At 70.2% G+C, this 12,786-nt stretch carries 9 protein-coding genes and 1 pseudogene; 5 read left to right on the top strand and 5 right to left on the bottom strand.

Annotated features, from left to right (window positions below):
• Positions 1-42 precede the first annotated feature (42 nt).
• A complete protein-coding gene (locus RKD05_RS08765; protein ID WP_424709434.1) occupies positions 43-1,179 on the bottom strand; it encodes a hypothetical protein in 1,137 nt (378 codons plus the stop codon).
• Positions 1,180-1,317: 138 nt separating this feature from the next.
• On the opposite strand from RKD05_RS08765, the gene RKD05_RS08760 reads away from it, so the two are divergent.
• Positions 1,318-2,598, top strand: coding sequence for a diacylglycerol kinase family protein (locus RKD05_RS08760; protein ID WP_424709432.1), 1,281 nt, complete (start codon positions 1,318-1,320; stop codon positions 2,596-2,598).
• A 464-nt stretch (positions 2,599-3,062) separates the two neighbouring features.
• Here the strand turns inward: RKD05_RS08760 and RKD05_RS08755 are convergent, their stop codons facing one another.
• The gene (locus RKD05_RS08755; RefSeq protein ID WP_424709430.1) at positions 3,063-3,794 is read right to left on the bottom strand and encodes a hypothetical protein; all 732 of its coding nucleotides are present in this window, start codon (positions 3,792-3,794) and stop codon (positions 3,063-3,065) included.
• 245 nt (positions 3,795-4,039) lie between these two features.
• Here RKD05_RS08755 and RKD05_RS08750 point away from each other — a divergent pair.
• Positions 4,040-5,411, top strand: a pseudogene (locus RKD05_RS08750) (cryptochrome/photolyase family protein).
• Positions 5,412-5,468: 57 nt separating this feature from the next.
• On the opposite strand, the gene RKD05_RS08745 reads toward RKD05_RS08750, so the two are convergent.
• Positions 5,469-5,894: an Asp23/Gls24 family envelope stress response protein gene (locus RKD05_RS08745; protein ID WP_022880214.1), complete on the bottom strand. Its 426-nt coding sequence runs from the start codon at positions 5,892-5,894 to the stop codon at positions 5,469-5,471.
• 123 nt (positions 5,895-6,017) lie between these two features.
• Positions 6,018-6,296, bottom strand: a complete 279-nt coding sequence (locus RKD05_RS08740; protein ID WP_424709429.1) for a hypothetical protein — start codon at positions 6,294-6,296, stop codon at positions 6,018-6,020.
• 58 nt (positions 6,297-6,354) lie between these two features.
• On the opposite strand from RKD05_RS08740, the gene RKD05_RS08735 reads away from it, so the two are divergent.
• Entirely contained in the window at positions 6,355-7,455 is a 1,101-nt protein-coding gene (locus tag RKD05_RS08735; protein ID WP_424709427.1) for an LLM class flavin-dependent oxidoreductase, read from the top strand.
• 7 nt (positions 7,456-7,462) lie between these two features.
• On the opposite strand, the gene pheA is transcribed toward RKD05_RS08735, so the two are convergent.
• The gene (pheA, locus tag RKD05_RS08730; RefSeq protein ID WP_424709426.1) at positions 7,463-8,425 is read right to left on the bottom strand and encodes a prephenate dehydratase; all 963 of its coding nucleotides are present in this window, start codon (positions 8,423-8,425) and stop codon (positions 7,463-7,465) included.
• Positions 8,426-8,746: 321 nt separating this feature from the next.
• Between pheA and RKD05_RS08725 the strand changes: the two genes are divergently transcribed.
• Together RKD05_RS08725 and RKD05_RS08720 are read left to right on the top strand one after the other, a co-directional pair.
• Positions 8,747-10,816 (top strand): glycosyltransferase family 2 protein, encoded by a 2,070-nt coding sequence (locus RKD05_RS08725; RefSeq protein WP_424709424.1) that lies wholly within the window; start codon positions 8,747-8,749, stop codon positions 10,814-10,816.
• A complete protein-coding gene (locus tag RKD05_RS08720; RefSeq protein ID WP_424709423.1) occupies positions 10,813-12,432 on the top strand; it encodes a chitinase in 1,620 nt (539 codons plus the stop codon). The genes RKD05_RS08725 and RKD05_RS08720 overlap by 4 nt, the downstream gene beginning before the upstream one ends.
• Positions 12,433-12,786: the final 354 nt, after the last annotated feature.

Here is a 12,786-nt window from a genome sequence, read left to right as displayed (position 1 = left end):
GGCGGGAGCCGCTTCGCGGCGCGGTCCGCGGCTTCGTGCGGCTCACAGGGTGGATGCCGGGTCCATCGCGCGGGTGACGGCCACGACATCCGCGTACTGCGCCTCCAGCGCTGTGCGGCTCGCCGCGTCATCCGCCTCCCGCGCCGCGACCGAGGCCGTTCTGGCCTCGATGTCCTGACGGCGCTCCTCGAGCCAGGTGTACCGCGCCGCCAGGACCTCTTGCAGCGACCCGGTGAAGCTGTCGCCGCCGACGTCCTGCCAGAACCCCCGCTGCTGCGACCGCACCACCGGATCCATCGCGTTGTAGCGATCGGCATCCGCTTGATACGCCGCGCGCGAAGCCTCGAACGAGATCCGGTCGACGTCGAGCTGGGCCCGTTCCTGCGCCGTCTGCGCCTCGGCGGTGGCCAGATCCTGCTCCGCGACCGCGTACTCGGCGACGAGCGCCTCGACGTCGTGACGGACGCGCGCCTCGACCGCGACGAGAGCGGCGCGGTCCGTGAAGAAGCGCGCGTACACCTGCTCGAGTTCGGGTGCGAAACCGCCCTCGGGCATGACGGAGGAGCCGAGATGCGCGAACATCTCCGTGGTGCGGTTCTCTTCCCGCCCCGCGACCGACCATTCGATCCGCGCGCGGACGGGGTCGTCCGGCGCGAGGCGATCCATCTCGGCGCGCAGCAGCGCGGAGACACGGACGCGCTCTTCGATGCTGAAGCGGTCGAATGCCGCGTGCAGGAGTTCATGCGCGAGGATCGTCACCGACTCGTCGGCCAGGCGCGGATCCGCCGGCACGTACACCCGGATGCCGAATTGCGAGTAACAGCCCGCAGCGATGTCGTCCGGTGCCTTGCCGGGTACGGCGCACGCCTGACGCAGCACCGTCCCGTTCGCCTCCAGGGCGCCGACGTCGTGGAGGAGGGCACGGGCGTCGTCGGTGAGGAAGGCCCGGTCCGCGACCGCCTCGAGTGCGGGCGAGACCGATCGGGCGCGCTGCTGCGCCGTGAACGCCGAGAAGACCGCACGGTCGGCCCCGGTCGCCACGACGACTCCGGCCAGGACCAGGACGCCGACCACCGCCGCCGCGACCAGCACCGCGGTGCGACGGCGCCGTCGGCGGCTGTGGTGCCGTGCGAAGACATCCGCGTCTCGCGGCCGCGGCGACGGCTCCCAGAGCGACATGGGCAGACGATAGGGGCCGGCGGAGAACGGCGGGTGGCGGCACCGTGAACGCCCGCAACGGTGCGCGGTGGGCTGTCGCGCGTCAACCCCTTCGTCCGCGGAAGTCTGCCGCGCGTGGGCGGTCCTATGGTGGATGCCATGGCCGACCCCCAAGAACCGCGCGACGACGCGGACGCCCCCGTCTCCCCCGAGGCCGAGAAGGACCGGGCGGCGTCGGAGGGCTCGCCGGAGGACTTCCACGAGGCGTCCCTGCGACAGGAGGACGAGCCCGACACCGTCGCGGCCGACGAGCCCGACCCCAAGGACGCGGCCGAGCCCGACGACGTCATCCACGAGCCCGGCGACGTCGACTCCGACACGTCCGACGGCACGTCCGGCGAGGCGGTGCGGGTCTCCGCCGACGGCGATGACGCCCCGATGGATGCCGAGCCCACGAGCAAGAAGCGCGCGGCTCTGGTCTACAACCCGACGAAGGTCGACCCCGAGGTCCTGCGCCCGCGGGTGAGCGAGCTGTCCGCCGAGGCCGGGTGGGCCGAACCGCTCTTCTACGAGACGACCGTCGACGACCTCGGCGACCTCGCGACCCGTGCCGCCCTCGAGGAAGAAGTGGATGCCGTTCTCGTGGCCGGTGGCGACGGCACCGTCCGCGCTGTGGCCGAGGCCCTGACCTCGACCGGCATCCCGCTCACGATCGTCCCGAGCGGCACCGGCAACCTCCTCGCCCGCAACCTCAACCTGCCGCTGGACGACGCCGACGCCATGATCCGCGCGACGTTCGACGGGAAGGTGCTCGCGACCGACACCGGGATCGCACGGATCCGCCGCGCCGACGGCACCGTCGAGGAGCACGGTTTCGTCGTGATGGCCGGAATGGGACTGGATGCCGCAATGATCCAGAACACCCGTCCCGAGCTGAAGAAGTCCGTCGGGTGGGTGGCGTACGTCGACGGCGCCGCCCGGTCGCTCGTGAACGCCAAGCCGTTCCGCGTGATGTACCAGCTCGACGGTCACGGACACCGCCTGCACTCCGCCAAGGTGCAGAGCGTGCTGTTCGCCAACTGCGGCGCGCTGCCCGGTGGCGTGGCCCTGATCCCGGATGCCTCGATCGCCGACGGCATCCTGGATGTCGCCGTCATCCAGCCCAGCGGCGTGTTCGGCTGGCTCGGCGTGTGGCGCAAGATCTGGTGGGACAACTCGGTGCTGCAGCGCTTCCGCGCCGGACGTCGCGTGCTCGAACGCCGCCGCGACACGTCGGTGCGTTACCTCCGCGGATCCGGCATCGAGCTGGCGACCGCGCCGGCGCAGCCCATCGAGCTCGACGGCGACGAGTTCGGCGAGGCCACCCGCATCTACACGCGCGTCATCGAGGGCGGCCTGACGGTCGCGCTCCCGGCCGGCCACGACACGTCCGCGCTCTAGGTCGCGTCGGCAAGGGCCGCCCGATCACGTGTCGGCTCCGACGGTCGCGCCGTCATCCAAGCTGACCGGTGAAAGGGCCACCCGGCGGCGGCATTTGTCATCAATGAGCGCTTTCGCCACCAGAATTCGGCGTGAACGAGATCGTGACGGAACTCGCAACCACCGTGGCTCGATGCACAAGGTGTTCTTATCGACAGGAACGTCACCTTGACGCGAGATTCATCAGCACCCACTCGAAAATGTAGATGAAAAGGTTGTGCAGGTCATGACGCTTGACGAGATCGTGCCAAATGCCTGATCTGAATGCGCGCGGCAATATACGGCTGCTTCCCTCAACTCAGATACAGCAACCTCGCCAGGCGAGGCCGTCGATACCTGACAAACATCACCCCTGACCACCGGCAAGCGCAGGAGCGCCCGCATTGCGGCGGGCGCTCCTGGAAGGGCTGGACTCAGCCACCCGATCAAGCAGTCGGGGCGTTGACCGTGTTCGAGTGCACCCAGAACCCCGCGTTCTGGGCGAGAGTGTTGTTGTATGCGCCGCTCCACAGCGAATTTCCGGCCGAGATCACCTGACCGGACGGGTTACGGAAACGCCACCCCATGCTGCGCTGCGTCGCCGGCAACAGACTCCAACGCTGCGGCCCCTGCTGCGGACCGAAGTACGTGCGAATGGTGTCGACGTCTGCCAGCGCCCAGTTGATCCCTACCACACGCGTCTGGCCCGCAAGCACGGTCATGGTTCCTGTGAAGTAGTAGCGACGCCAAGTGACGCCGTCCTCCGTATAGTTGCCTCCGTTCCCGAGCGTGAAGCCCTGCTCAGAACCGGGGTCTTGTCGCAGAAGCCGAATTGGCAGGTCGATCTGCAACCTGACCGGGCCCGTCCAGTTACACGACGTGGGATTGTGCAGGGCGATATTGGCCTTCATGCGCGAATCAGGCAGGATGCCGCCGATTCCCAGGCGCGCCCCTGTGCCGTTCGACTGAAGTTCGCCGTACCACCCATCGGTCGAGTCTCGGATATACGAGGCGGCGGTGACCTCAATACGGCCCTCACATGGAGTCACCGACGCCGACGCAGCCGGAGCGGCCACGGCAGCTGCAATCACCGGGATCGACCAGGCCGCCCCCTTGACGATTGTCCGTCGCTGGATACCGGCGGCCCCCTGCTCCGCGGTGTTCTCTTCTTCGTTCATTGCCCGTCCTGTCGTTCGCAGATTTGAAAACACTCTCGCCGACCGGCGTCGCGCCCCAAACAGAAATAGACCGATTTGCGAGATCTGCATGTTCTTTTCACCCGATTTCTCGCAGGATTGCGAATCCGCCAGAGCGGCGATCGAACCAGGTGCTGAATCGGAGGTTCCCGTGCCTGCCGTGCAGGTGCAGCGCGGCGGCGTGTCAAGCCCGGCAGCGCGGAACGTCGGCTGGATAGCGTCGCTGCATGGCTTCTCCGTCCCTCGTGTGGTTCCGTGACGATCTGCGGCTGACCGACCACCCGGCCCTGCGCGCGGCGCTCGACCGCGGCGAGCCGGTGGTCGCGTTATACGTGCTCGACGAGGAGTCCGACGGCGTGCGCGAGATCGGAGGGGCCGCACGGTGGTGGTTGCATCACTCGCTGGCATCCCTCGCCCAACGTCTCGAGGAGCGGGGGTCGACGCTCGTGCTGCGCCGGGGCCGCGCGGCCGACGTCGTGCCCGCCGTGGTCGACGAGACCGGAGCCGGGGCGGTGTTCTGGAACCGTCGCTACGGCGGCGTGGAGCGCGAGATCGACGCGGGGATCAAGGAGAAGCTCCGCGGCGACGACGTCACCGTCGCGTCGTTCGCGGCGAACCTGCTGTTCGAGCCCTGGACTGTGCGCACGGGCGCCGACAAGCCCTACGGCGTGTACTCGCCGTTCCGTCGCGTGGTCGAGAAGATGCCGTCACCCCGCGCACCGCTCCCCGAGGCTCGGAAGATCCCGGGGCCATCGAAGGCACCCGCCTCGGACGACCTCGACGTGTGGGCCCTGCTCCCGACCAAGCCCGACTGGGCCGGCGGCCTGCGCGAGACGTGGGAGCCGGGCGAGCCCGCCGCCCTGGCGCGCCTGCGCGAGTTCCCTCGACGACGACCTCGGCGACTACGCCTTCTCGCGCGACGCCTTCGCGGGCGGTGCGACCTCGAACCTCTCGCCGCGGCTGCGCTGGGGCGAACTGAGCCCTTACCAGGTCTGGCACGCCACGCTCGAGCACCGAGGCTCGGGGAAGCACGCCGAGTCCGCCACCGGCTTCCTCTCGGAGATCATCTGGCGCGAGTTCGCCTGGCACGTGCTGTTCCACTCCCCCGATCTCGCGACGAAGAACTGGCGCGAGCAGTACGACGCCTTCCCCTGGCCCCGGCTCAACCGCGCGCACCTCGAGACGTGGCAGCGCGGCGAGACCGGCATCGCCGTCGTGGATGCCGGGATGAAGCAGCTCTGGCACACCGGGGTCATGCACAACCGCGTGCGCATGGTCACGGCATCCTTCCTCACCAAGAATCTCCTCATCGACTGGCGCCACGGCGAACAGTGGTTCTGGGACTGCCTCGTGGACGCGGATGCCGCGAGCAACCCGTTCAACTGGCAGTGGGTCGCGGGATCCGGGGCGGACGCGGCGCCCTACTTCCGCGTGTTCAACCCGGAGACCCAGCGCGAGAAGTTCGATCCGCACGACGAGTACATCCGCCGGTGGGCCCCCGAGTACCTCGACGGCGGCGCGCCGGAACCGATGGTCGACCTGAAGGAGACGCGCCAGCGCGCGCTGGACGCGTACGACAAGGTCCGGCACGGCGGCTGAGCCCCGGATACACGAAAGGGGCGCCACCCGGAGGTGGCGCCCCTTGTCACGGGAACGTCAGTTGACGCGGGTCTCGGTGACCTCGTCCTCGTCGTCGTCGCCCGGGATGAAGACGTCCACGACGGTGACGTTGATCTCGGCGACCTTCATGCCGACGAGCTCGGTGATGGCCTGGTGCACCGCGGCGCGGACGTTGGCGGCCACGCGCTGCAGCTGCTCCGGGTAGTCGACCTGGATCGCGATGTCCGCGGCGACCTCGGTCTCGCCGACCTCGACGCTCACGCCCTGCGCGTAGTCCTTCGCGCCCACGGCCTGACGGATGTTGCCGATGACGCGAGCCGCGCCGCCGCCGAGCGCGTGCACGCCGGGGACCTCGGCCGCGGCGATGCCGGCGACCTTGGCGACGACGGCATCCACGATGACGGTCGAGCCGCCGTCCTTCGTGGCGGTAGCGGGGGTGGTGGTGGCGGTGTTCTCAGCCATTGCACTTTCCTTCCGTGAGTGCGGAACCCTGTGTTCCGCGAAGTCACAGTGGAGACGCGCTCGGGCCGGGATTCGTCACGAGGTAACGGCTGAGAGAACCCTGAGCGTCCGAGATGGGCGGCGTCACTCGTCGAAGGAGCCGCCGTACGGGACGTTGGCGTCGCCGTCGTCCCGCTCGTCGAACGCGACCGTCTCGACGGAGAAGGCCACGGACGTGTGTGGAGAGAAGAGCACGCTCACCTCCCTGTCGCCCACGACCACGAACGACTCGAACCGGCCGCCGCGCTCGACCGCGCCCTCGATCCTCGCCTTCAGCGCCTCGATGTCCTGCCCCTGCGCCAGGGCGAAGACGGCGTCGTTGACGGCCAACTGCGTGCGGAACATGGTCTTGCCCCCGTTCATGCGGGCGAGATTAGGTCGGCGTCCGCGAGGGGGCGCAGGGGGTTGCGGTTCCCGCGCGATGCGGAATACTGCGTCCCCGGCCGACGTTGTCCTCGAGGTGAACGACGCGATCCCCTCCCTCTCCGTTCTCGACCTCGTCCCCGTGCGCGCAGGTCAAAGCAGCGCGCAGGCCGTCGCCGCGTCGCTCGATCTCGTCGAGCGCGCCGACCGTCTCGGCTACCGCCGGTACTGGTTCGCGGAGCACCACAACATGCCCGCGGTCGCGTCGACGACCCCGCCGGTCCTGATCGCTGCCGCCGCCGCGCGCACCGCGCGCATCCGCGTCGGCTCGGGCGGTGTGATGCTCCCCAACCATTCACCGCTCATCGTGGCCGAGCAGTTCGCGGCCCTCGAGGCCCTCGCCCCGGGCCGTATCGACCTGGGGATCGGGCGCGCGCCCGGCAGCGACCCGGTGATCACGCAACTCCTGCACCGCTCGGGTGCGACGAGCGACGTCTCGCGGTTCCCCGACCACGTGACCGACATCCTCGCGCTCACTTCGCCCGATGGTGCCACCGTCCGTTTCACCTCCGGCACCGAATACCAGGTGAAGGCGACGCCGGTGGCATCCGGGATGCCGCAGGTGTGGCTGCTCGGCTCGAGCGACTACTCGGCGCAACTCGCCGCGTCCTACGGGCTCCCCTACGTCTTCGCGAACCACTTCGCGGGCGAGGGTCTCGAGCACGCGCTGCGCCTGTACCGCGACCAGTTCCAGCCGAACCAGTCCGGTGACGGTCCGCGCACGTTCGTCACGGCCAACGTCGTCGCCGCTCCGACCGCCGAGGAAGCGGAGGAGCGCGCCCTGCCGCAGCTGCGGATGATGGCGCGCCTGCGGACCAACCGTCCGCTCGTGCCCCTCGAAACGGTCGAGCAGGCGAAGGCCGACCCGTTCGACGCGATGGCGGAGTCGATCATGGCATCCAGTCGCCAGAAGTGGTTCGTCGGCACCGGAGACGACGTGCGCGCTCAGCTCACGGAGTTCGCGGCGCGCTACGACGTCGACGAGATCATGCTCTCGCCCGTCGCCGGCGCGTACGACGGCGAAGCGCTGGACGCCGCGGGCGGCCGCGCGCAGACGCTCGAGCTCGTCGCGGGGGTCGCGGCGTCCGTCGCCGCCTGACGCCGGGTTACGCCTCGGGCTCGCCGCTCAGCAGGCCGCGGAGCCAGTCGCGAGCCTCGACGAACACGTCGTCGGAGTAGCGCTGCGGGTAGCGCACGATCGCGCGGTCGGCGCGCGCGTACGACCCCAGGAAGATCACCTTGGGGCTGAAACGGCGCAGGCCCAGCAGGGCGTCGGCCATGCGCTCGTCGTGCACGTGTCCGTCGGCGTCGATCACGAAGCGGTAGCGCCCGAGGGCGTCGCCGATCGGACGGGATGCCAGGAGGCTGAGGTTGATGCCCCGCGTGGCGAACTGCTCGAGCAGCTCCAGCAGCGCGCCCGGGTGGTCCTCGGGCAGCTCGACGATGAGCGACGTCTTGTCGGCGCCGGTCGGCGGCGCGGGCGCGACGGTGCGGCTGACGAGGACGAAGCGCGTCACCGCGTTGGGGTTGTCGCCGATCCCCTCGGCGAGCACCTCGACCGTGTGATGGTCGACGATGCCGGGCGCCGCGATCGCGGCATCCGCCCCGCTCGATCCGTCCAGGACCCCGAGGGCGCTGGCGACGTTGCTGGAGGCCGGGAGGTGGGCGTGCGCGGGGATGTGCTCGCGCAGCCACCGCAGGCACTGGCCGTACGCGACGGGGTGCGCGGACACGAGCGAGACGTCCTCGAGGGTGGTTCCCGGTCGACCCACGAGGACGAAGTTCACGGGGACGAGGTACTCGCCGATGATGCGGAGGCCGGGCACCGTCGCGAGCGCGTCCTGCGTGGTGGACACTCCCCCGTCGACGGAGTTCTCGATCGCGATCATCGCGGCATCCGATCGCCCCTCGACGACGTCGGCGAGCGCCTCCCCGACGTTGCGCACGGGGCGCCAGATCTGGTCGCGCGCTTCGGGCACCTGCGCCAGCGCGGCCTCGGTGAATGTCCCGGCCGGGCCCAGATAGCTGTAGGTACGGCGAACGGACGCGGTGTCGGTGTCGGGCAGCACCGGCTCAGCCTAGTCCTCTCGTTCGAGCGGGCCACACGAGGGCTGCACCGGGACGAATCTCGGGGTGAACAGAACCACCGGAATAGGGGGTCGCCGCGGGCCCTCCGGTTGCGGTGGTGTTGACACGATGAACCGTGCCCGTCTGCCCGAGACGGGCACACCCGCCGCCGCGCGCTTCAGCACCGCGCGAGCAAGGAGCCCGATCCGATGGAACGCGCACGCCCGAAAACGCCGCGTCGACCTCGTCCCCGAGGCCCGCTCGACCCCACCCCGGGTGCTCTGCACCCCCGACCGTCGCCCGCAACCATCGTCCGCTCACGCGTGGCCCTCCTGGCCACCGTCGGACTCTGGCTGCTGTACATGGCGACGGTCGTCGTCACGCTGTCGCGCGGCGACGTGCTCACGAACGTCGGGTACTTGATCGGCACCGTGGTCTTCCTCGTCTCGGTGGCGGCGCTGACGTTCTCCTCGAGCATGTACTTGCTCGCTCGCGTCGGCGCGTTGCCTCGGCTGGCCGCGCACCGTCGCGCGCGGCGGGCCGACATCGACGAGCGCTTCGACCGAGACGATCTGAGCGTGCTCACGCTCCTGCCCTCCTACGGCGAGGATCCCGCCTACGTCCGGATGGCGCTGTGGTCGGTCGCCCTGCAGGAGGTTCCCGACCTCCGAGTGGTGCTCCTCCTCGACGACCCGCCGACCGACGACCCCGAGATCGTCGATCGGCTGGCCCGCACGCGCGCGATCATCGACGAGATCCGCCTGGAGCTGTCGGGACCCCTGGAACTCGCGCGCGAGGCGTTCGACCGGACCGAGACGGACTCCGTGGCCGACGCCCGCAGCGCCGTCGCCGCGGCCTACCACATGGCCGCCTGGTGGCTCCGCAGCCGGGCCGATGTCGAGCCTCGCACCGGCCACGTCGAGGAGTTCTTCGCCGAGAGTGTCCTGGAAGCCCTCGCCGACGAGCTCGGCGCGGTGGCGTCCGCGCTCGACGAGGCGGAGGACGACGGAGAGCAGGGGTTGTCCCCCGCCCGGGTGCGCTCGCTGGCGCACCGGCTCGTCCGCATCTTCAGTGCCGACGTCGCCGTGTTCGAGCGCAAGCGCTTCCGCGAACCGTCGCACGAGCCCACGAAGGCGGCCAACCTCAACGCCTATCTGGCCCTCGTCGGCGGCGCCCACGAGCTGCACGACCTCGACGGCGTGCCGCACGTGGTGGACATCCCGGCGTGCGACGTCGTCATCACCCTCGACGCCGACTCGATGCTCCTGCCCGAGTACGCCGCTCGTCTGGTCTACGCGCTGCAGCAGCCGAGCAATGAGCGCGTGGGGATCATCCAGACCCCGTACTCCGCGTATCGCGGCCGACGCAGCCACCTCGAGCGCCTCGCCGGGGCGACGACCGACGTCCAGCACATCGTGCACCAGGGCCTGACCGCCTTCGACGCCACGTTCTGGGTGGGGGCGAACGCCGTCATCCGCTGGGCTCTGCTCGAGGACCTCCGCACGGTGGAGACCGTGGACGGACACGACATCGTCCGCTTCATCCGGGGGCGCACGGTCATCGAGGACACCGAGTCCAGCATCGACGTCATCGCCGACGGATGGTCCCTGGTGAACTACCCCGAGCGGTTGAGCTACAGCTCCACCCCGCCCGACTTCGGCACCCTGGCAGTCCAGCGACGGCGCTGGGCGAACGGCGGGCTGCTCGTGCTGGCCGGGCTCTGGCGCACCGCCGTCGCCCGGCGCGCAGCGGGGCATCCGATGCGCCTGTCCGAGATCCTGTTGCGGGCGAACTACCTCGGCTCGATCGCGTGGGTGACCGCCGCGCTGATCATCCTGCTGACCGTCGTCCCGCTCAACGGCGAGCTGGTCAGCGTCACGTTGATGCTCATGGCGCTGCCGTACTTCGTGGAGATGGCGCACGACCTGCGCGTCCTCGGCTACCGGCGGCGCGACATCTTCGGCGTGTACGGCCTGAACCTGCTCCTCGTCGCCGTGAACATCGCCGGCACGCTCGGCTCGATCGCCCAGGCGTTCACGGGACAGCGCGTCGCGTTCGCGCGCACACCGAAACAGGGCGAGCGAACTCCGGCCGGGGCCCTGCTCATCGTCGCACCGCTCATCATCGCCGGTGGTGCGGTGGTCGTCGCCGTCCGCTCGATCCAGGGCGGGTCCTGGATCGCGGCGGCCTTCGCGATCTTCACCGCCGTCTGCGTGGCCGCCGCCCTGGTCCGCCTCATCGGAGTCGGAGCCGCGGCGGCGGACCTGTGGAACGGGTGGCTGGAGTGGATCTGGGTGCCGACCGAGCGACGCGCGGCCCACGCGGCCGACACGACCGTTCCGGCGTGGCGTCGCGTCCTCGACGACGGCCTGATCGAACCGGTGCGCGCATGAACGCCCGGCGTCCGCGGAGGTTCCGCGGCCGACGGGTGTCCTGGCTCCGGCTCGGCGCGAGTGTCCTCGGAGGACTCGCTCTCCTCGTGGCGGGCGTCGCCGCCGTCGCTCCCCCGATCTCCTTCCTCCCGACCGGGACGCCCGTGGACCAGCGGTGGTTCGCCGGCTACTACGACGTGACGCTCGACCAGGGCGTCGCACTCGCCGGTGACGAGATGACCGCGGCGCCGGGCGGTGCGGTCCTCGCTTTCGTGGTCGCCGCGGGCGACGCCGATTGCACTCCGACCTGGGGGAAGACGTACACCCTGGACGATGCCGCCACCAGCTTCGACCTGGATCGTCGAATCGAACGGATGCGCCGGGAGGGACATCCCGTGATGATCTCCTTCGGGGGCGCGATCAACACCGATCTGGCCGTCGCGTGCACGACCTCGGTGGAGGCCGCGAAGGCCTACGGCGCGGTCATCGATCGGTACGGAGTCGACTCGATCGACCTCGACATCGAGGGCAAGACCCTCGCCGACCGGACGTCGTGGGGACGTCGCGCCAACGCCATCGCGCGACTGCAGGGCGCCCGACCCGCGGACCACCCCCTCACCGTGTGGCTCACGCTCCCCGTCGCGCCCGACGGCCTCACCGCCGACGGTCGCGACCTCATCGCCGGCATGCTGAGCGCCGGGGTGAAGCTGGCCGGGGTCAACGCCATGACGATGAACTACGGCATCCAGGATCCGAAGAATCTCGTCGACGTCTCGAAGCGTGCGCTGGATGCCACGGCCTCACAGCTCAGCACCCTGTGGGACGACGCCGGCCTGGATCTGCCGCCCGGCGGCGTGTGGGAGCTGATGGGCGCGACCCCGATGATCGGGCTCAACGACGTCACCACGGAGATCTTCACCCTCGACGACGCGCGAGCGTTCACCGAGTTCGCGAGCGATCGCGGGCTCGCCCGACTGTCGATGTGGTCGATCAACCGAGATCACACCTGCGGGCCGAACTACCCCTTCACCGGGACGGTCTCGACGCAGTGCAGCGGCGTGGACCAGGGCGACGAGACGTTCGCGGGCGTGCTGTCGAACGGGTATCTCGGGCGCGTCGCACACGCGACCGTCGAGCCCGACCCACCGATCATCGAGGACGATCCGAAGACCAGCCCCTACCCGATCTGGAACTCCACGACGTTCTACTCGGCCGGCGTGAAAGTCGTCTGGCACGGCTCCGTCTACGTGGCGAAATGGTGGAACCAGGGCGGCAACGCGCCCGACGACCCGACGCTCGACACCGGCGCCGCCGCCTGGAGTTACATCGGTCCGGTCCTGGCATCCGATCAGCCCTTCCGCCTGCCGCAGCTCCCCGCGAACACGTACCCGGAATGGGATGCCACGACCCTCTACAACCAAGGCGACCGAGTGATGGTCGATGGCACCGGGTACGAGGCCAAGTGGTGGTCACGGGGGCAGAACCCGGCCCGCTCGATCCTCGACCGCGACTACTCGCCGTGGACGCCGATCGAGGGCACGGTCGACGCCGGTGCCTCCGGGGAGGGCGCCGGCGGGAACGCCGCAGGCGCGGCGGGCCGCGCGGCGGGGGTGCCCGGCCCCCCGGCCGCGGGGTAGATCGTCAGGCGCCCGTCGGCGACCACGTGGGCGAGGGCGAGGCGTCCGGGCGGGAGCACCCGGACGACCACCCGGTGCTCCGCCGCCCCCAGCCGGTCACGGACGAGGGCGGCGAACTCCGGCACCCACGTCTCCGCACGGCCCGTCGAGCCCCCGTCATCGAGCAGAACGACGTCGACGCCGCGCAGACGCGCCTGCATCGCGGCATCCGCGATCCCGTGTCCGTGCAACCGGCCGGCGCGGTAGCCGTCGCGGAGGCGCCCCTCGACCGCACGCGCCTGTCGCCGGTCCTCGTCCGTGATGGCACCGGCGCGGACGACGCGTTCCAGCAGGGGACGGGCGTACTCGTCGACC

The sequence above is a fragment of the Microbacterium sp. SLBN-111 genome, from assembly GCF_049739645.1.
Lineage (GTDB): Bacteria > Actinomycetota > Actinomycetes > Actinomycetales > Microbacteriaceae > Microbacterium.
This window is presented reverse-complemented; position numbering and strand designations above follow the sequence as displayed.

What these genes read in the sequence shown, in the direction of transcription:
- RKD05_RS08765 (WP_424709434.1), bottom strand. Translation starts at nt 1,179, where the DNA reads ATGTCGCTCTGGGAGCCGTCGCCGCGGCCGCGAGACGCGGATGTCTTC.
- RKD05_RS08760 (WP_424709432.1), top strand. Translation starts at nt 1,318, where the DNA reads ATGGCCGACCCCCAAGAACCGCGCGACGACGCGGACGCCCCCGTCTCC.
- RKD05_RS08755 (WP_424709430.1), bottom strand. Translation starts at nt 3,794, where the DNA reads ATGAACGAAGAAGAGAACACCGCGGAGCAGGGGGCCGCCGGTATCCAG.
- RKD05_RS08745 (WP_022880214.1), bottom strand. Translation starts at nt 5,894, where the DNA reads ATGGCTGAGAACACCGCCACCACCACCCCCGCTACCGCCACGAAGGAC.
- RKD05_RS08740 (WP_424709429.1), bottom strand. Translation starts at nt 6,296, where the DNA reads ATGAACGGGGGCAAGACCATGTTCCGCACGCAGTTGGCCGTCAACGAC.
- RKD05_RS08735 (WP_424709427.1), top strand. Translation starts at nt 6,355, where the DNA reads ATGCGGAATACTGCGTCCCCGGCCGACGTTGTCCTCGAGGTGAACGAC.
- RKD05_RS08720 (WP_424709423.1), top strand. Translation starts at nt 10,813, where the DNA reads ATGAACGCCCGGCGTCCGCGGAGGTTCCGCGGCCGACGGGTGTCCTGG.